9 protein-coding genes are annotated in these 18,045 nt (G+C 74.1%); 4 read left to right on the top strand and 5 right to left on the bottom strand.

Translation table 11 applies throughout. The annotated features are described in order from the left end of the window. Positions 1–313: 313 nt before the first annotated feature. From ACIG3E_RS18730 to ACIG3E_RS18715, 4 genes are all read left to right on the top strand, one after another. The gene (locus tag ACIG3E_RS18730; RefSeq protein ID WP_399617237.1) at positions 314–2,158 is read left to right on the top strand and encodes an ABC transporter ATP-binding protein; all 1,845 of its coding nucleotides are present in this window, start codon (positions 314–316) and stop codon (positions 2,156–2,158) included. Continuing rightward, a complete protein-coding gene (locus ACIG3E_RS18725) occupies positions 2,155–3,969 on the top strand; it encodes an ABC transporter ATP-binding protein (protein WP_399617233.1) in 1,815 nt (604 codons plus the stop codon). The genes ACIG3E_RS18730 and ACIG3E_RS18725 overlap by 4 nt, the downstream gene beginning before the upstream one ends. Before the next feature lie 416 nt (positions 3,970–4,385). After that, positions 4,386–6,062, top strand: a complete 1,677-nt coding sequence (locus ACIG3E_RS18720; RefSeq protein WP_399617231.1) for a M4 family metallopeptidase — start codon at positions 4,386–4,388, stop codon at positions 6,060–6,062. Positions 6,063–6,349: 287 nt separating this feature from the next. Then, positions 6,350–7,990, top strand: coding sequence for a M4 family metallopeptidase (locus tag ACIG3E_RS18715; protein WP_399617228.1), 1,641 nt, complete (start codon positions 6,350–6,352; stop codon positions 7,988–7,990). Between the two features lie 60 nt (positions 7,991–8,050). Here the strand turns inward: ACIG3E_RS18715 and glgP are convergent, their stop codons facing one another. The 5 genes from glgP to ACIG3E_RS18690 form a co-directional block, all read right to left on the bottom strand. Continuing rightward, positions 8,051–10,693: an alpha-glucan family phosphorylase gene (gene glgP, locus ACIG3E_RS18710; protein ID WP_399617225.1), complete on the bottom strand. Its 2,643-nt coding sequence runs from the start codon at positions 10,691–10,693 to the stop codon at positions 8,051–8,053. Positions 10,694–10,819: 126 nt separating this feature from the next. Continuing rightward, positions 10,820–13,168 (bottom strand): protein kinase, encoded by a 2,349-nt coding sequence (locus ACIG3E_RS18705; RefSeq protein WP_399617222.1) that lies wholly within the window; start codon positions 13,166–13,168, stop codon positions 10,820–10,822. Positions 13,169–13,236: 68 nt separating this feature from the next. Beyond that, on the bottom strand, positions 13,237–15,903 hold the full coding sequence (locus ACIG3E_RS18700; RefSeq protein ID WP_399617219.1) for a protein kinase: 2,667 nt from the start codon (positions 15,901–15,903) through the stop codon (positions 13,237–13,239). Between the two features lie 139 nt (positions 15,904–16,042). Then, positions 16,043–16,558 (bottom strand): hemerythrin domain-containing protein, encoded by a 516-nt coding sequence (locus ACIG3E_RS18695; RefSeq protein ID WP_399617217.1) that lies wholly within the window; start codon positions 16,556–16,558, stop codon positions 16,043–16,045. A gap of 392 nt (positions 16,559–16,950) precedes the next feature. Continuing rightward, positions 16,951–17,421 carry a nuclear transport factor 2 family protein gene (locus ACIG3E_RS18690; protein ID WP_399617215.1) on the bottom strand — a complete coding sequence of 157 codons (471 nt, stop codon included), beginning with the start codon at positions 17,419–17,421 and terminating at the stop codon, positions 16,951–16,953. Positions 17,422–18,045: the final 624 nt, after the last annotated feature.

Raw genomic sequence — 18,045 nt, 5'->3', positions numbered from 1 at the left:
CGGTCCGCGAGGGCCGGATTCCGGTCTCGGCTGGACCACCGCGCCACGGGGGGTCGGCCGAGGACGCCGCGGCGGTACGCCTCCGATACGGCCGCGGCCCGGTCCTGACGTCCAACTTGCCGTACGCATGGGTGAGATGGGTCTTGTGCCCCCGGTGACGAGTACGAGCGCTTCCCGTTCGCGGGAGCGCGGCGGCTCGTCGCCGGGGGCACGCGCGCGTAACCCCCCGGGCGGGACCTAGGACCAGCGGACGACGGCGTACGGGACGAAACCCAGTGGGCGCTGTCAGTGGTGAAACGTAGGCTCACCCCTGATGTCCACCTCACTCGAATCCGCCGGAGGCGGCCGGTCGGCCGTCCGGACGCTCACGCGCCTGTGGCCGTACGTCCGACCTGTCCGAAAGCGCCTGTCCTGGGCCGCTCTTGTCGCCGTCGTGGCGTCCTGTATGAGCCTGGTCTTCCCGCTCGTCCTGAAGTGGATGGTGGACGGCCCGGTGGCCGACGGGGACACCGCGGGGGTCTGGCTCGGGGCGCTGCTCCTGCTCGGCCTCGGCGTCGCGGAGGCGCTGCTCTTCGGCTTCCGGCGGTGGCTGGTGGCGCGGCCGCTCGCGGGGGTCGAGGCGTCGATGCGGGCGGACCTGTTCCAGCACCTCCAGCGGATGCCAGTGGCCTTCCACGACCGCTGGGCCTCGGGCCAGCTGCTCTCGCGCGGCACGACGGACCTGATGCTGATCCGCCTCTTCCTCGCCTTCCCCCTGACCTTCATGGTGGTGAACGGCGCGACGATCCTGGTCGGCGTGGTCCTCCTCCTCGCCCAGGACTGGACGCTCGGCCTGGTGCTGCTCGCCCCGGTGGTGCCGCTGGTGGTCGTCGTGTCGTACTTCGAGGCGCGGTTCGCCGACGTGGCGCGGCGCGCGCAGGACCAGGTGGGCGATCTGACGACGGTCGTCGAGGAGAGCGTGCTCGGCATCCGCATCATCAAGGGCTTCGGGCGCCACCGCAGCCAGGCGCGGGCGTTCCGCGACCTGTCGCGGACCCTGCGCGGCACGGAGCTGGCCAAGGCCCGGCTGCTCGCCGCGATCTGGGGCGTCATCACGACGCTGCCGGAGCTGGCCATCGGGGCGGCGCTCGTGCTCGGCTCCGTGCGGGTCGCCGACGGCGACCTGTCGGCGGGCACCCTGGTGGCGTTCCTGTCCACGGCGCTCGCGCTGCGCTGGCCGGTGGAGTCGATGGGCTTCCTGCTCGCGATGAGCCAGGAGGCGGCGACGGCCACGGAGCGCTACTTCGAAGTGCTCGACGCGGAGCCTGAGTCCGACGCGGAGCCTGAGTCCGGCGCGGAGCCTGAGTCCGACGCGGAGCCTGAGTCCGACGCGGAGCCTGAGTCCGACGCGGGCGCCGTCGCCGGGAGCGCGCCACAGGCCGCCGACGGGATGCGCTTCGAAGGGGTCTCCTTCCGCTATCCGGACGCGGACGACGACACCCCGCCGGTCCTGTCCCACATCGACCTGCACGTCCGTACGGGCGAGACGATGGCCCTGGTGGGCGCCACCGGCAGCGGCAAGACCACGCTCACCGCCCTCGTGCCCCGGCTGCACGACGTCAGCGGCGGCCGCATCACGCTCGACGGCGAGGACATCGCGGCCCTCCCCCGGCAGCGGGTGCGGGAGCTGGTGTCGGTGGCCTTCGAGGAGCCCACCCTGTTCTCGGCGTCCGTCGGCGAGAACGTCCTCATGGGGGCCGGTCCGGGCGCCGGGGAGCGCGACCTCGGGCACGCCCTGTCGGTCGCGCAGGCCGACTTCGTGCACGAGCTGCCGCAGGGCGCCGACACCCAGGTCGGCGAGCAGGGCCTGAGCCTGTCCGGCGGCCAGCGGCAGCGGCTCGCGCTGGCCCGCGCGGTCGTGGGGCGGCCGAGGTTCCTGGTCCTCGACGACCCGCTGTCGGCGCTCGACGTCCACACCGAGGCGCTGGTCGAGGCGGCGCTGCGGCGCGTTCTGAAGGACACCACCGCCCTGGTGGTGGCCCACCGCCCGTCGACGGTGCTGCTCGCGGACCGCGTCGCCCTGCTCTCCGGCGGCCGCATAGCCGCCGTGGGCACCCATCAGGAACTGCTGCGGGACAACGCCGAGTACGCGTGGCTGATGTCGGGGGGATCCCAGTGAGTGCGCAAGGACCGGACGACTTCGACCAGGACACGCTGCCCGCGCCGCCCGGCGCGACCGGGCGGCTGCTGCGGTCGCTGCTCGCGCCGCGGCGCGGCCGGGTCGCGCTGGCCGCGGTGTTGCTCCTCCTCCAGCAGGCCGCCGTCCAGGCGGGCCCGCTGCTCGTGGCGTACGCCATCGACTCGGCGGTGCCCGCCGTGCGCGAGGACGACTACGGCCCGCTGATCGCCGTCGGCGTCGGCTACGGCCTGTCCGCGGCGCTCTCCGGCGCCCTCCAGTACGCCTTCATCCTGGCCTCGGCGCGGGTGAACCAGGACGTGCTGCTCGATCTGCGCGGGCGGATCTTCCGGCACGCGCAGGCCCTCAGCGTGGACTTCCACGAGCGGTACACGTCCGGGCGGCTGATCTCCCGGTCCACGACGGACGTCGAGTCGCTGCGCGAACTGCTCAGCGAGGGCCTCCAGGAGCTGCTCACGGTCGTCCTGTCCTTCGTCTACATCGCGGCGCTGCTGCTCTGGCTCGACCTCGGCCTCGGCGCGGTCGCGGTGGCCTCGTTCGTGCCGCTGTACCTGCTGATCCGGCTCTTCCAGCACCGCGCGGCCAAGGTGTACCGGGTCCGCTCCACGGCGATCGCCGCCGTGATCGTGAAGTTCACGGAGACGATGAACGGCATCCGGCCGGTACGGGCCTTCCGGCGCGAGCGGGCCAACGACGAGCGGTTCGCCGCCCTGAACCGTGAGCACGAGCGCGTGAACGGCGACGCGATCCTGGAGATGGCCCGGTACGTGGTGGGCTCGCGGCTCGTCGCCAACACCTCGGTGGCCGGAATCGTCCTGTGGGGCGCCTACCGCGTCGCCGAGGGCACCCTCGCCCTCGGTGTCCTCGCGGCGGCCGTGCTGTATCTGCGGCGCCTGTACGACCCGATCGACCGGCTCGGGATGTTCCTCAACTCCTACCAGTCGGCCGCGGCGTCCCTGGAGAAGATCGCGGGGCTGCTCGCGCAGGCGCCGACCGTGCCGGAGCCGGAGCAGTCGGCCGCGCGCCCGCTGCCCGAGCTCGCCTCCGCGCACCCGGGCCGCACGGTCGTGTTCGACGGCGTGCGGTTCGCGTACCGGACGGGCGGCGAGGTCCTGCCGCGCTTCGACCTCACGCTGCCCGCCGGGCAGACCGTCGCCGTCGTCGGCTCCACGGGCGCGGGCAAGTCGACGCTCGCCAAGCTCCTCGCCCGGTTCTACGACCCCACCGAGGGCCAGGTCCTGCTCGACGGCGTCGACCTGCGCGAGCTGGCGACGGCCGACCTCAGACGCGGTGTCGTGATGGTCACCCAGGAGGCGTTCCTGTTCTCCGGCACGGTCGCGGAGAACATCGCGATCGGCCGCCCGGAGGCCACCCGCGAGGAGGTCGAACGCGCCGCGAAGGCGATCGGCGCCCACGACTTCATCGCGGCCCTGCCCGACGGCTACGACACGGACGTGCGCAAGCGGGGCGGCCGCATCTCGGCCGGGCAGCGCCAGCTCGTGGCGTTCGCCCGCGCGCTGCTCGCGGACCCGGCGGTCCTGATCCTCGACGAGGCCACCAGCTCCCTGGACATCCCCGGTGAGCGGGCCGTGCAGCGGGCGATGGACACGGTCCTGCGCGGCCGCACGGCGGTCGTGATCGCCCACCGCCTGTCCACGGTGGAGATCGCCGACCGCGTCCTGGTCATGGAACACGGCCGCGTAGTCGAGGACGGCACCCCCACCGAACTCATCGCGTCCACGGGCCCCTTCGCCCAACTCCACAAGGCCTGGCGAGAGAGCGTGGTGGGCTGAAGCGCCCCAAAGGGGCACGGGGCCGTGCCGATGTGCGGCTCCGCCGCGTGGGCGCGCCCGGCACAGGCGCGCCCCGAAGGGGCGCGGGGAACTGCGCGCCCAGCCACAAAGAACCGGCAGCGAACGGCCAAGGGCAACCCCCCGATGCGCCGCATAACGGACGCCCGAACCCCCGCACCGGACGTATTCCAGCCAAAGTACGCCAACTGAATGACATGTACCTGTCTCGAATGGCACTCTTCCCCTCACCAGTCGCACAGGCGCTCACGCCCCGGCGGCTCCCGCGCGCGACGCGTCCCCCCAAGCGGCGCGGCGCGCGCCAGGCACCACGTACTGCCCTGCTCTGCCCGGCCGGTCACCCGCCGCCGGGTCGCCTTAGGCCACGCACCCCCGTGGCCGCGCAGAAGGAGTCCGTGTTGAGCACATCCCCCACATCCCGCAGAACCCCCTCCCACCGGCGCGCCACCGCCATCGGCGCGTTCGTCGCCGCCGCCGCCCTGCTCGGCGTGACCGTCCAGGCCACCACCGCGTCGGCCGACCAGGCGTCCGGCACCAAGGCCAACGCCGGTGCCGCGCCGCAGCAGCTCTCCCCGTCGCAGCGGGCCGAGCTGATCCGCGCGGCGGACGCCTCGACCGCCGCCACCGCCGAGCGCATCGGCCTCGGCGCGAAGGAGAAGCTGGTCGTCCGCGACGTCATCAAGGACCGCGACGGCACCACGCACACCCGCTACGAGCGGACCTACGCCGGACTCCCCGTGCTCGGCGGCGACCTCGTCGTCGCCACCGCCAAGTCGGGCGCGGTCAAGGACGTCAACCGCGCCTCGAAGGCCCGCCTCACGGGCCTTCGCACGAACGCCGACGTCAAGGCGGCGAGCGCCGAGAAGCAAGCCCTCGGCGCCTCGAAGGCGGACGGCTCCACCAAGCTCAAGGCGTCCCAGAAGCCGCGCAAGGTCATCTGGCTCGCGGACCCCAAGGGCGGCGCCCCGAAGCTCGCCTACGAGACGGTGGTCGGCGGCTTCCAGAAGGACGGCACGCCGAACGAGCTGCACGTGGTGACCGACGCCAGGACCGGCAAGAAGCTCGGCGAGTGGCAGGGCGTCCACGAGGGCACCGGCAACACGCAGTACAGCGGCCAGGTCCAGCTCACCACGCAGCAGTCGGGCTCGCAGTACACGCTCACCGACACCGCGCGCGGCAACCACAAGACGACCAACCTCAACCGCGGTACGTCCGGCACCGGCACCCTGTTCTCCGGGCCCGACGACATCTGGGGCAACGGCCAGGCATCCAACGCCGAGACCGCGGGCGCGGACGCCCACTACGGCGCGGCCCTGACCTGGGACTACTACAAGAACGTGCACGGCCGCAACGGCATCAAGAACGACGGCCGCGGTGCCACCTCACGCGTGCACTACGGCAACAACTACGTCAACGCGTTCTGGCAGGACTCCTGCTTCTGCATGACGTACGGCGACGGCTCGGGCAACGCCAAGCCGCTCACGTCCATCGACGTGGCCGCCCACGAGATGACCCACGGCGTCACCTCCGCGACCGGCAACATGACGTACAGCCGTGAGCCCGGCGGTCTGAACGAGGCGACCAGCGATATCTTCGCGGCCGCCGTCGAGTTCAACGCCAAGAACGCCTCGGACGTCGGCGACTACCTGGTTGGCGAGAAGATCGACATCCGCGGCAACGGCACCCCGCTGCGCTACATGGACAAGCCCTCCAAGGACGGCTCGTCGCTGGACTACTGGCGCAGCACCGCCGGGAACGTGGACGTCCACTACTCCTCCGGCATCGCCAACCACTTCTTCTACCTGCTGAGCGAGGGCAGCGGCGCGAAGGTCATCAACGGCGTCTCGTACAACTCGCCGACGTATGACAACAAGCCCGTGACCGGAATTGGCATCGACAAGGCCGCCAAGATCTGGTTCAGGGCACTCACCACGAAGTTCACCACGACCACCAACTACGCGGCGGCGCGCACCGGCACGCTGGCCGCCGCCGGTGAGCTCTACGGCACGTCGAGCGCCGAGTACACCGCGGTCGCCAACGCCTGGGCGGCCGTCAACGTCGGCGCACGCCCCTAGCCGACGCGGTCGGCGCCGCTCCGGGGAGCCCGGAACCACCAACCCTCCGGAGCGGCGCCGCAGTTCACCGCGTGATCGGCACCGGCGGTCCGTTCACGCGGTGTTCGCATGACGGACCTTGACCATCGGCCAACGGACACGATCTGGCCAACATTCAGTCAAGGTCATGACATGTACCTGGCTCAAATGGCACGCTGCTCACGCACGGCACACCAGTTCATCCGCACAGCACCAGTTCGGCCCGGGTGGTCCCCCATGCCATCCGGGCCTTCACACAAGGAGCATGCGTGACCCCCCACATAACGAAGCGTTCCACTCTGGCCATCGCCACCGCCGTCGCCGCCGGAGCGCTGCTCACCGCCGGAATGACCACCGGCGCCTCCGCACAGCCCGACACCGCAAGAGCCGCCGCCCCGGCCCCCGCCGCCGCGCCCGCCGCGCTCTCCGCCACCGCCCGCGCCGACCTGCTCCAGGGCGCCGAGGACAAGGCCGCGGCCACCGCCGACCGCATCGGCCTCGGGGCGAAGGAGAAGCTGGTCGTCCGCGACGTCGTCAAGGACCGCGACGGCACCACGCACACCCGCTACGAGCGCACCTACGCCGGACTGCCCGTCCTCGGCGGCGACCTCGTCGTCCACACCGCGAAGGACGGCTCGGTCAAGGGCGTCAGCAAGGCGACCAAGGCCACCATCAAGGTCGCGTCCACCGACGCGAAGCTGGCCCCGAAGTCCGTGGCCGCCGCCGCCAAGTCGACGGCCTCCAAGACCGGCGACACCGCGAAGGCCGACCCGCGCGCGCCGCGCAAGGTCATCTGGGCCGCCGAGGGCACGCCCACGCTCGCCTACGAGACGGTCGTCACCGGCGTGCAGAAGGACGGCACGCCGAGCGAGCTGCACGTCATCACCGACGCGGTCACCGGCAAGAAGCTGTACCAGCACCAGGCCATCGAGACCGGCACCGGCAACAGCCAGTACAGCGGCAAGGTCACGGTCGGCTCCGTCAAGAGCGGCAGCACCTTCCAGCTGACCGACTCCGGGCGGGGCAGCCACAAGACGTACGACCTGAACCACGGCTCCAGCGGCGGCAAGCTCTACACCGACGCCGACGACGTCTGGGGCACCGGCAAGCCCTCCAACACCCAGACCGCCGCCGTCGACGCCGCCTACGGCGCGGGCCTCACCTGGGACTACTACAAGAACGTGCACGGCCGCAGCGGCATCAAGGGCGACGGCAAGGGCGCCACGTCCCGCGTGCACTACGGCAACGCCTACGTCAACGCGTTCTGGCAGGACTCCTGCTTCTGCATGACCTACGGCGACGGCGAGGGCAACGCCAAGCCCCTCACCTCCATCGACGTGGCCGCCCACGAGATGACCCACGGCGTCACCTCCTCGACCGGCAACATGGAGTACAGCGGCGAGTCCGGCGGCCTGAACGAGGCCACCAGCGATATCTTCGCCGCCGCCGTCGAGTTCAAGGCCAACAACAGCCTGGACAAGGGCGACTACCTCGTCGGCGAGAAGATCGACATCAACGGCGACGGCACCCCGCTGCGCTACATGGACAAGCCCTCCAAGGACGGCTCGTCGCTCGACTACTGGAGCAGCAACGCCGGGAACGTGGACGTCCACTACTCCTCCGGCATCGCCAACCACTTCTTCTACCTGCTGAGCGAGGGCAGCGGCCAGAAGACGATCAACGGTGTGGCGTACGACAGCCCGACCAAGGACGGCTCCAAGGTCACGGGCATCGGGCGTGACAAGGCCGAGAAGATCTGGTTCAAGGCCCTGACGACGTACTTCACGTCCACGACGGACTACGCGCAGGCCCGTAAGGACACCCTGAAGGCCGCGGGTGACCTCTATGGCGCCACCTCTGCCGAGGCGAAGGCCGTTGCTGCCGCCTGGGCCGGTGTGAACGTCAAGTAACCCTCTGAGCCGGGCGGCACTCGGGGAGACCCCCTGGGTGCCGCCCGTACCATTTTCGCGCTAGCGCATCAAGACGCCCGCCGCCTCCCCCGTCGCCTCCGACGGGACCGCCACCAGGCCGAGTTCCGCGCCGTTCGCCAGGAGGGGGTGGGAGGGGAGGATGCGGACCGTGTAGCCGAAGGGGCCGGTGCGGTCCAGGGCCAGGGGGCCCTCGTACAGCAGACGGCCCTCGGCGTCGGGGGTGCCGGTGGGCTTCAGTGGTACCGGGGTGGCGTCGGCGATGTGGTCCTCGGGGTCGACGCGGCCCGCGAGGGCCTGCACCTCGACGTCGTCGCAGGACAGCTCGCCGAGCCGGACGCGCACCCGCAGCGCGAGGGTCGCGCCGAGCTCCGCGGTGGTGCCCACGGCCGTGGCCTCGACGTGGTCGACGGCGACGCCCGGCCAGGCCGCGCGGACGCGGTTCTTCCACGCGGCGAACCCGGTGGCGGCGTCCGCGTCGAGCACGCGGTGAGCGCGCGCGGCGGGCACGTACAGGCGCTCCACGTACTCGCGCACCATGCGCCCGGCGAGGACCTTCGGGCCGAGCCGGGTCAGGGTCCGCCGCACCATCTCGATCCAGCGGTCGGGCAGTCCTTCGGGCCCGTGCTCGTAGAAGCGGGGGGTGATCCGCCGCTCCAGGAGGTCGTACAGGGCGGCCGCCTCCAGGTCGTCGCGGCGGTGGTCGTCGGTGGCCGCGCCGTCGGCGGTGGGGATCGCCCAGCCGAAGTCGGGCTCGAACCATTCGTCCCACCAGCCGTCCAGGACCGACAGGTTGAGGCAGCCGTTGAGCGCGGCCTTCATGCCGGAGGTGCCGCAGGCCTCCAGGGGGCGCAGCGGGTTGTTCAGCCACACGTCGCAGCCCGCGTACAGCTTCTGCGCCATCGCCATGCCGTAGTCGGGCAGGAAGACGACGCGGTGGCGCACCCGCGGGTCGTCGGTGAAGCGCACCAGGTCCTGGATGAGCCGCTTGCCGCCGTCGTCGGCCGGGTGCGCCTTGCCCGCGACGACGATCTGCACGGGCCGCTCGGGGTGCCTGAGCAGTTCCAGGAGCCGGTCCTGGTCGCGCAGCATCAGCGTCAGCCGCTTGTACGAGGGGACGCGCCGGGCGAAGCCGATGGTGAGGACGTCGGGGTCGAGGACCTCGTCGATCCAGCCGAGCTCGGCGGTGGCGGCGCCGCGCTGCCGCCAGGACACGTGCAGTCGGCGGCGCACCTCGTCCACGAGCTGGGCGCGCAGGGCGCGGCGCAGCTGCCAGATGTCGGCGTCCTGGATGTCGGCGACGGCGTCCCAGCGCTCGGAGCCGCCGACGGACAGGGCGTGGTCGGTGCGGCGCGCGCCGATCTGCCGGGCGCCGAGCCTGAGCACCTCGGGGGCCACCCAGGTGGGCGCGTGCACGCCGTTGGTGACGGAGGTGATCGGCACCTCCTCGGGGTCGAAGCCGGGCCACAGGCCCTGGAACATCTCCCGGCTGACCTTGCCGTGCAGCGTGGAGACGCCGTTGGCGCCGCGGGCCAGGCGCAGCCCCATCACGGCCATGTTGAACACGTTGGCGTCGCCGCCCGGATAGGTCTCCATGCCCAGGCGCAGTATCAACTCGACGTCGATGCCCGGCAGTTCGGCGTCGGGCCCGAAGTGGTGGGCGACCAGCTCGCGGTCGAAGCGGTCGATCCCGGCGGGCACCGGCGTGTGGGTGGTGAAGACGGTGCCGCCGCGCACCGACTCCAGGGCGCCCTCGAAGGCGAGCCCGCCCTGAACCAGTTCGTGGACGCGCTCCAGGCCCAGGAAGCCCGCGTGGCCCTCGTTGGTGTGGAAGACCTCGGGCGCGGGGTGCCCGGTGAGGCGGCAGTAGGTGCGCACCGCCCGGACGCCGCCGATGCCGAGCAGCATCTCCTGGAGCAGCCGGTGCTCGCTGCCGCCGCCGTAGAGCCGGTCGGTGACCTCGCGGGCGCCGGGGTCGTTCTCCTCGACGTCGGAGTCCAGCATCAGCAGCGGCACGCGGCCGATCTGCGCCTGCCAGACGTGGGCGCGCAGGGCCCGGCCGCCGGGCAGCGCGAGGCGCACCAGGGCGGGGGTGCCGTCGGGCTCGCGCAGCAGGGTCAGGGGCATCTCGTTCGGGTCGAGCAGGGGGTAGTGCTCCTGCTGCCAGCCGTCGCGGGTGAGGGACTGCCGGAAGTAGCCGTGCCGGTAGAGCAGTCCGACGCCGATGAGGGGCACGCCGAGGTCGCTGGCCGCCTTCAGGTGGTCGCCCGCGAGGATGCCTAGGCCTCCGGAGTACTGCGGGAGCGCGGCCGTGACGCCGAACTCCGGCGAGAAGTAGGCGACGGCGGCGGGCAGCTCGGATCCGGGCGGGCCGGGCGGCTCGGCCTGCCGCTCCTGGTACCAGCGGCGGCCGGTGACGTACTCGCGCAGGTCCTCGGCGCTCTCGCCGAGGCGGCGCAGGAAGTCCTCGTCGGCGGCGAGCTCGGCGAGGCGGGTCGCGGGCACGGAGCCGAGCAGGCGCACCGGGTCGCCGCCCGAGGCGTCCCACAGGGCCGGGTCGACGTCACGGAAGAGGTCACGGGTCCCGGTGTGCCAGGACCAGCGCAGATTGCGGGCGAGTTCGCTGAGCGGGGCGAGGGCGGCGGGCAGGACGGGACGTACGGTGATGCGACGGATGGCTTTCACGGCGGCACCTCTGTCGGAGGACGTACGTGACCCATCGACGGTAGGGGGTCGGGCCGCCCCGCCACCACGGGGCCGTGAACTTGCCTGGGACAAAGGCAAGTTGTGGCCGCCCCGGGGGTGCGGGGGTCAGGGCGCGTTCCCGGAGACGACCTTCCCCTCCGCGGTCGTGGCGAAGACGGCGCCGCCCGCGTACAGCGGATGCCGGAACGTGGCGAAGGGGCTCGTCCCTCCCGTGGGCCCCGCCTTCGGGATCTCCTTGGTGCGCAGGGTGTCGACGTCGCCGTCGAGGCGCAGGCCGCGGATCTCGTACGCGCCCACGGACAGCACCCGGTCGCCCGCGAGCGCCAGTGTGACCAGGTCGTTCGGGGCGCCGTACCGCCAGCGGCGCTGGCCGGTGCGCCAGTCGTAGGCGCTCAGCTCGTGCTCGATGACGGCGTCCGGTTCGGGGTTGTCGCTCGCCACGACGAGCACGCCCGCGGGGCCGAGCACCGGGCGCGGACCGGAGGGGCGCACGCCGGGCGCGAGGACGCGTCGGGTGCGCAGGGTCGCGGGGTCGAGCTCGCGCACGCCCGCGCGCCCCTGGCTCCAGCACACCAGCGACGACCGGTCGCGCAGCATCAGGTCGTCGCAGGGCACGGACGCGGTGCGGGCCGTGGCGCCGGTCCGCGCGTCCAGGCGGACGACGCCGCCCTTCTCCAGGGCCGTGAACACCCGCCCGCCGTCGACGACCAGCGGCCCCGCCGTCTTGGGCAGCGGCTTCGACCGCCACAGCTCGCGGCCGTCGGACGCGGCACGGGCCCGGACGACGCCGGTGCCGGGCGCGTCGCCCGGAGCGCCGCCGCCGAGGCGGAACTCGACGGCGTAGACGACGTCCTTCGCGTACGCGAGCCCGAGGATCCCCGAGCCCGTGGGCGCCGCCTTGCGCCAGCGTTCCGTGCCGGACGCCACGTCGACCTTGGTGACGCCGAGTTCGCTCGGTACGTAGACGGCGCGGCCGGTGGGGTCGGCCTCGGGCGGCACCGCCTGGACGCCGGTCAGCTCGTCGGCGCGGCCGGGGAAGCCGCGCGTCGTCCACCGGTGGTGCCCGTTCGCCGCGTCGAAGCCCGCGGCCGCGCCCTTGCCGTCGCGGCACACCAGGGTCGCGTCGGCCAGGACGCAGCCGTCGCCCCGGTCGTCCAGGCCCGCGGGGCGCGCCACGGACCAGGGCTTCCAGCCCTGGGGCCGGGCGGCGGCGCGCAGGCCGCCGGGGTCGTGGTCGCCGGTGCGGTGCGCGTTGCCGTACTCGGACACGACGACCGGGCCCCGCTTGCCGCCCCCGGACGGACCGGCCGGGGAGCCGGAGGCACCGGCTTCGCGGCCGCCGTCGCCACCGCCTCCCGGCAGGAGTACGGCGGCGAGCGTCACGGCGGACACGGTCAGCGCGGCGGCGGCGATCCACACCCCCCGGCGGCGCGCGGGCCCGGGCGCCGGGGGGCCGGGGAGGCGCGCGGGAGCGACCGGCGGGGCCTGCGGCGCGGGCGCGCGGCCCGCCCCCGCGCCGCCTCCGGTCACCGTGTCGGCCGCCGCGAACTCCCCCTCCGCCGCGGCTCGTTCGCACCGCTCCACGGCCTCGCGGTGCTCGGCGAACAGGGACAGGACCTCGGCGGGCCAGGGCACCGCCGCCGACGGCACCGCGAGGCGGGCCGCGAGCTCCGCGGCGGTCGGGCGGTCCTCGGGCGCGGGTGCCAGACAGGCCGCCACGGTCTCCCGGAGGCCGTCGACCTCGGGCACCCCGGACAGGTCGGCGTCGCCCTGGGTGATGCGGAAGATGACGGAGGCGATCTCCTGGTCGTCGAAGGGGCCGCGCCCGCTCGCCGCGTACGCGAGGACGGCCCCGAGGGCGAACACGTCGGACGCGGGCACCACCGCGTGGCTGCCCAGGAGCTGTTCGGGCGCCAGATAGCCGGGCGTGCCCACGATCACGCCCGCGGTGGTGAGCGCCGTCGCGTCGAAGGCCTGCGCGATGCCGAAGTCGATGAGCCGCGGCCCGTCCGGGGCGAGCAGGACGTTGCCGGGCTTGAGGTCGCGGTGCAGGACCTGCGCGAGGTGCACGGCGCCCAGGGCCTGCGCGAGCCGGGTGCCGAGCGCGCGCACCGCGCCGACGGGCAGCGGGCCGCAGCGCCGCACGGCCTGCCCGAGGGCGGGCCCGGCCACGTACTCCGTGGCGAGCCAGGGCACTTCGGCGTCCGCGTCGCCGTCCAGGAGCGCGGCGGTGCCGGGTCCGGACACGGCCCGGGCGGCGGCCATCTCCCGGCGGAAGCGGACCCGGAACTCGTGGTCGATGTCGAGGTCGGAGCGCACGGTCTTCACGGCGACGAGCGGCGTGCCCGGCCGGGACCGCGCGAGGAAGACCTCCCCCATGCCGCCCGCGCCGACGCGGGCGAGCAGCCGGTACGGGCCGACGTGGCGCGGCGGCCCGGTCAGCGGTGCGAGCACGGGGTCTCCTCGGGGTCAGGTCTGGGGGACGGGGGCGGCCCTAGCGGGTCCCGGTGGCAGGCGGGTGCTCAGGACGGGATGCGCACGGAGACGACCGTGCCCTGGTCGTACACGATGGTCGCGACCCCGCCGAGCGGCAGGACCGTCGGCGCCCGCAGCTGGTCGGCGATGACCGTGCCGAGGTCGCTGCTCCGCTTCGGCGCGCGGTCGCCCGGCGCGCCCGGCACCCGCAGGGTCCGTACCGCTCCGGACGCGGTGAGCGGCACCGTGCGCAGGGTGGTGTTGTCGGCGACGAGCGCGCGGTCGCCGAGGAGCAGCGGCGCCGAGGAGATCATCCGTGTGATCCGGTCCTCGGCGACGGTCAGGGACTCCTTGCGGGTGACCCGGCCCTTGGCCGTCTCGGCGACGAGGAGCTTCGCCCCTTCCGTGTCGTACGCGAGGGCGCTGCCGGGCCCGACGGCGGTGACGACGACGTCCGGCGGCACCGTTCCGTCCGGCCGCACCTTCGGGGCCTTGAAGGCGAACGCGCCCTCGGTGGCCAGGGTTTCGGCGTCGAGCCGGGTCACGCGGGTGCCCGTCTCCTCGGTGGCGTCGGCGAAGTCGGAGCTGCCGGTCACCACGGCCGGGCACAGGATCTGCTCGCCCACGGCCATCACGCCGCGGCACGAGCCGTCGTAGGCCTTGCCCCGGCGGGCGCCCGTCCTCGCGTCGAGGGCGACCAGACCCTGTGCGGCCGAGGCGTAGACCCGGCCGTGTCGGGCGACCTCCGCGCCGTACATGCCGTTCTGCTCGGCGCCGGACAGCTCTTCGGTGCTGAGCGGCGCGGTCCACCGGGGCGCGCCGCCGCCCAGCGGGTACGCGAGGAGCGTCGCGCCCTCGGGGCCGCCGTCGGCGTACGGCTTGGCCTCGGCGGTGACCAGGAGCAGGCCGTCGCCGAGCAGGGCGCGGGTGAAGTGCCTGCCCTCCGGCGGGCGCGCGGACCAGCGCACGGCTCCGGACGCGGAGTCGCGCACCTGGAGGCGTCCCTTACGGGCGATGACGGAGGTCCCGCCGCGCACGACGGGCGCCAGGCGGTCGCCCTGCATGAACAGCTTCCCGGACGGGCTCAGATAGGCCTCGCCCCCGGCGTCTCCCGCGCTCCCCGCACGGCCGTCGGAGGTCCACAGGCGCTTGCCGTTCGCCGCGCCGACGGCTTCGTACGTACCGTCGGTGAGCAGGCAGACGACGGCGCGGGTGTCGGCGGCGCAGTTCATCGGCGCGTGCGAGAAGGAGCCGCGCCACGGCTTCCAGCCCTTGGGGCGCTGCTGCGGGTACTGCGGGACCAGGCCGCTGCGGTCGTCGGTGCCCTTCTGGTCCACGCCCGCTGCGGCGATCAGCCGGGCGGGCGGCAGGGTGCTGGACGGGGCGGCGCCGGGGCGGGCCGCGCCGCCCTTCGCGCCGCCGTCGCCGTCGCCGCCGGAGTCGGGGCCGAACAGGGCGAGCAGGGCCCCGGCGGCGCCCCCGGCCACGGCGACGGCCGCGATGACGGCGAACGCGGTACGGCGGCCGCGCCGCCGGGGCACGCCCGGCGCGGTAGGCGCCGAGGGCGCGGCGGCGCCCATGGTGGGCAGCTCGTGGGCGGCCGGGGCGCCGGGCCCGGCCGGGGTGTTCGCCGGGGTGTTCAGGGCAGTGGGCGTCCACGTGGGCGTGGGCTCCCCGCCGGGCGGGGCGGCGGGTGGGGCGTCCGGCGGGGCGGGCAGGGGCAGCAGCGGCCGCCCGGTGGCGCAGAGTTGCTCGACGTCGCGCCGCGCCTCCGCGATGGCCGCCGCCACGGGCGCGGGCCACGCGAAGCCGGGGCCGTCCGCCCCGGCGAGGCCCGCGAGGCGCCCGGCGAGCTCCTCGGGGCCCGGCCGCGCGGCCGCGTCCACGACCAGGCAGGCGGCGAGGGCGGCACGCAACTCCTCGGGCACGGCGTCGAGTTCGGCCTCGGCGCGCGACACCCGGTACAGGACGGCAGCCACGGGCCCGTCGCCGAACGGGTCGCGCCCCACGGCCGCGTACACGAGGACGGAGGCGAGGCAGAAGACGTCGGACGCGGCCACCACGTGCCGCCCGCCCGCGACGTGTTCGGGCGACATGAAGCCGGGGGTGCCGACGAGCAGCCCGGTGGCGGTCATCGTGGTCGCGCCGGGGGTGCGGGCGACGCCGAAGTCGATGAGCTTCGGCCCGTCCGGGCCGATGACGACGTTGGCGGGCTTCAGGTCGCGGTGCAGCGCCCCGGCGGCGTGCACGGCGGAAAGGGCCCGGGCCATGGCGGTGCCGAGCGCGGCGACGGCGGGCACGGGCAGCGGGCCGTGCCGCCGCACCGCCTCGGCGAGGGTCGGCCCGGCCACGTACTCGGTGGCGAGCCAGGGCTGTTCGGCGTCGGCGTCGCCGTCGACGAGCCGGGCGACGTACGGGCTGGTGACGGAGCGGGCGACCGCGATCTCGCGCCGGAAGCGGGCCCGGAAGGCGGGCTCCTCCGCGAGGTCCCGCCGGACGGCCTTGACGGCGACGAGCTGGTCCGGGTCGTAGGGGGCGCGGGGGCCGCCCGGGGCGGCGGAATCCGGGACCGCGGCGGAGTCCGGGACCGCGGCGGAGTCCGCGGCCCCGGGGGCGTCCTGCGGCGCGCCCAGGAACACCTCGCCCATGCCGCCCGCGCCGAGCCGGGCGACGATCTCGTACGGACCCGTCCGGCGCGGGGAGGTGTCCCTCAACTGACCGATCATTCCGCCCCGTCCCCCTGTGCCCCTGTTGCCCGGTCGCTGTCGCGTCCGCGCTCGGCACGGGCGGTCGCACCGCCGTCACCTCACGAAACGCCCCGGCAGATTACTCGGTTCACCGGGGCACCGGCAGTCAGGAGGGCGGACCGGGCGGGAACGGCACGTCCGCGAGGACCGGCACGACCCAGCTCTCCTCGTGGTCCAGGTGGGCGGTGAGGAGCCGCGCCAGGGTGTCGAACTCCGCGAGGAACGCCTCGGGCTCCGCGGTCGTCACGTCGTCGAGCAGCGCGAGGAGGCGTTCCTTGAGGCGGGCGATCTCGCGGTGTTCGGCACCGAGCCGGGCGAGGGGTTCGCGCAGGTCGGGATGGTGTTCGAGGACCCCGGGGAAGACGTGCTCGTCCTCGGCGGTGTGGTGGAAGGTGAGCGCGTCGCAGAACTCCAGGCAGCGCTGACGGATCTGCAGGCCGAGGCCGGGCACGGGCGGTGTGCCGGGGCCCTGGTGGGCGGCGCGGGCGGCGAGGTGCGCCGCGGCCTCGGCCCGGAGGTGGCCGAGCTGCTCGCGCAGCCAGTCGTGGACCTCGAGAAGCTTGTCGGCGAGGGTGCGGACCTCGCGGGGGCGCGGGGCGCCGGTGGGCGTGGACGTGGACATGCGGAAGTGATCTCCAGACAGGGTGGCGCGTCCGCGCGTGCGTGACGGAACTGACGCAGCTGACGGACGCGGTGAAGAGAAGAAGGGGGAAGGGGGCGCGCGGGCGCACCGGGGCCCGGGCAACGGGCGCGGGTACGCGGTCGCGACTACGTCGGATGCCGTGCCGGGTACGCCGCTTCTCTCGGATACGGCGCCGCGCGGCTACGTCAGCCGCAGCGCGGCGACGCGATACGAAGTGAACGCAAGGTCATGTCCCTTGGTGCAGGTGCTCGCCCGGTCCAGGGCCCGCCCACTGCTCTTCGGCCCAGGCCACGCGGCACGCGCACCATTACAGACACCGGTCCCGCGCCCTGTCAACGCTGGACCGGTGTGCGCGGCAGGCGTCCGCGCGCTCAGCGGCAGGCCGCCGCGATCGCCGCCGTGTCCCAGTAGAACGGCCGCACCTCGCGGATCCTGCCCTCCTCCACGGTGATGGCCTGGAGGATCGGGAAGGCGACGGCGCGGCCGGTGGCCCGGGCGCGGGCGCGGATGTCGCTGTGCACGCAGACCGTCCGGTGCGCTCCGGTGCCGCCTTCCGCGAGGAACTCCTGCCGCACGAGGGCGAACTCCGCCCAGGTGTCGGCCATCGCGAGGAAGAACCGCTCCAGGCCCTCGTGCCCCCGCCAGGTGCCGCCGTACGGCAGGCCGTCGGCCTGGTGCAGGACGACGTCGGGCGCGAAGTGGGGTGCGAGCGGTGCGAAGGAGGCGCGGCCGGGGCCGCCCGCGGCCAGATAGCGGGTCTCGGCGGCGTACATGGCGGTCAGTACGGAGCGGGCGTCGGCGGGTGCCGCGGCGGCGGGCGTGGTGGGTGGCGTGGTGGTCATGGGGCGAGGGTGCCCCGCGGCCGCGCCGCACGCTGGCGGTCCCCGGACACGCACCTCGACCAGGGCACCTCGGCCAGGCACCTCGGAGACGCCTCCCGACCGCGCACCTCGCACACGCCTCGCGACCGAGTACGTCGCCCACGCGCCTCAGCCAGGCACCTCGGACACGCCCCTCGGCCAAGCGCCTCGGACACGCCTCCCGGCCAGGCACCTCCCACACGCACCTCGACCAGGCACCTCGAAGACGCCTCCCGGCCGGGTACGTCGCCCACGCACCTCGGCCGGTTCCGAGGCACCCGCACCTCAGCCAAGCCCGAGGCACCCGCGCCTCAGCGCGGGGGGCCCACGCGCCCATGGGTGGGTCGGCACCCGCCCGCCCTGGCCGGATTCCGGACTCCGGCCAGGGCGGGGCGGGTTGCCGCCCTGGGCCCTCACTGATCATCGGGGAGACGAAAAACCCAAGTCAATCCTCGGATTTACTACCATGCACCCAAGACTCAGCTTGGGTTGAGCCGTAACCAGCCACATCACGGGCGATATGACCGATTCCGCCCCGCTCTCCGGCTTGTAGCGGATCAGCCGCACACGAGACGCTCCCAGCACGCCTGCGCCCGACGCAGCGCG

Origin of the sequence: Streptomyces sp. NPDC053474 (assembly GCF_044544845.1) — a bacterium.
Classification (GTDB): domain Bacteria; phylum Actinomycetota; class Actinomycetes; order Streptomycetales; family Streptomycetaceae; genus Streptomyces.
Note: the sequence above shows the minus strand (reverse complement) of the source record. Positions and strands in the feature narration are given on the sequence as shown.

Coding starts and splice junctions, on each gene's coding strand:
- ACIG3E_RS18730 (WP_399617237.1), top strand. CDS start 314: ATGTCCACCTCACTCGAATCCGCCGGAGGCGGCCGGTCGGCCGTCCGG.
- ACIG3E_RS18695 (WP_399617217.1), bottom strand. CDS start 16,558: ATGTCCACGTCCACGCCCACCGGCGCCCCGCGCCCCCGCGAGGTCCGC.
- ACIG3E_RS18690 (WP_399617215.1), bottom strand. CDS start 17,421: ATGACCACCACGCCACCCACCACGCCCGCCGCCGCGGCACCCGCCGAC.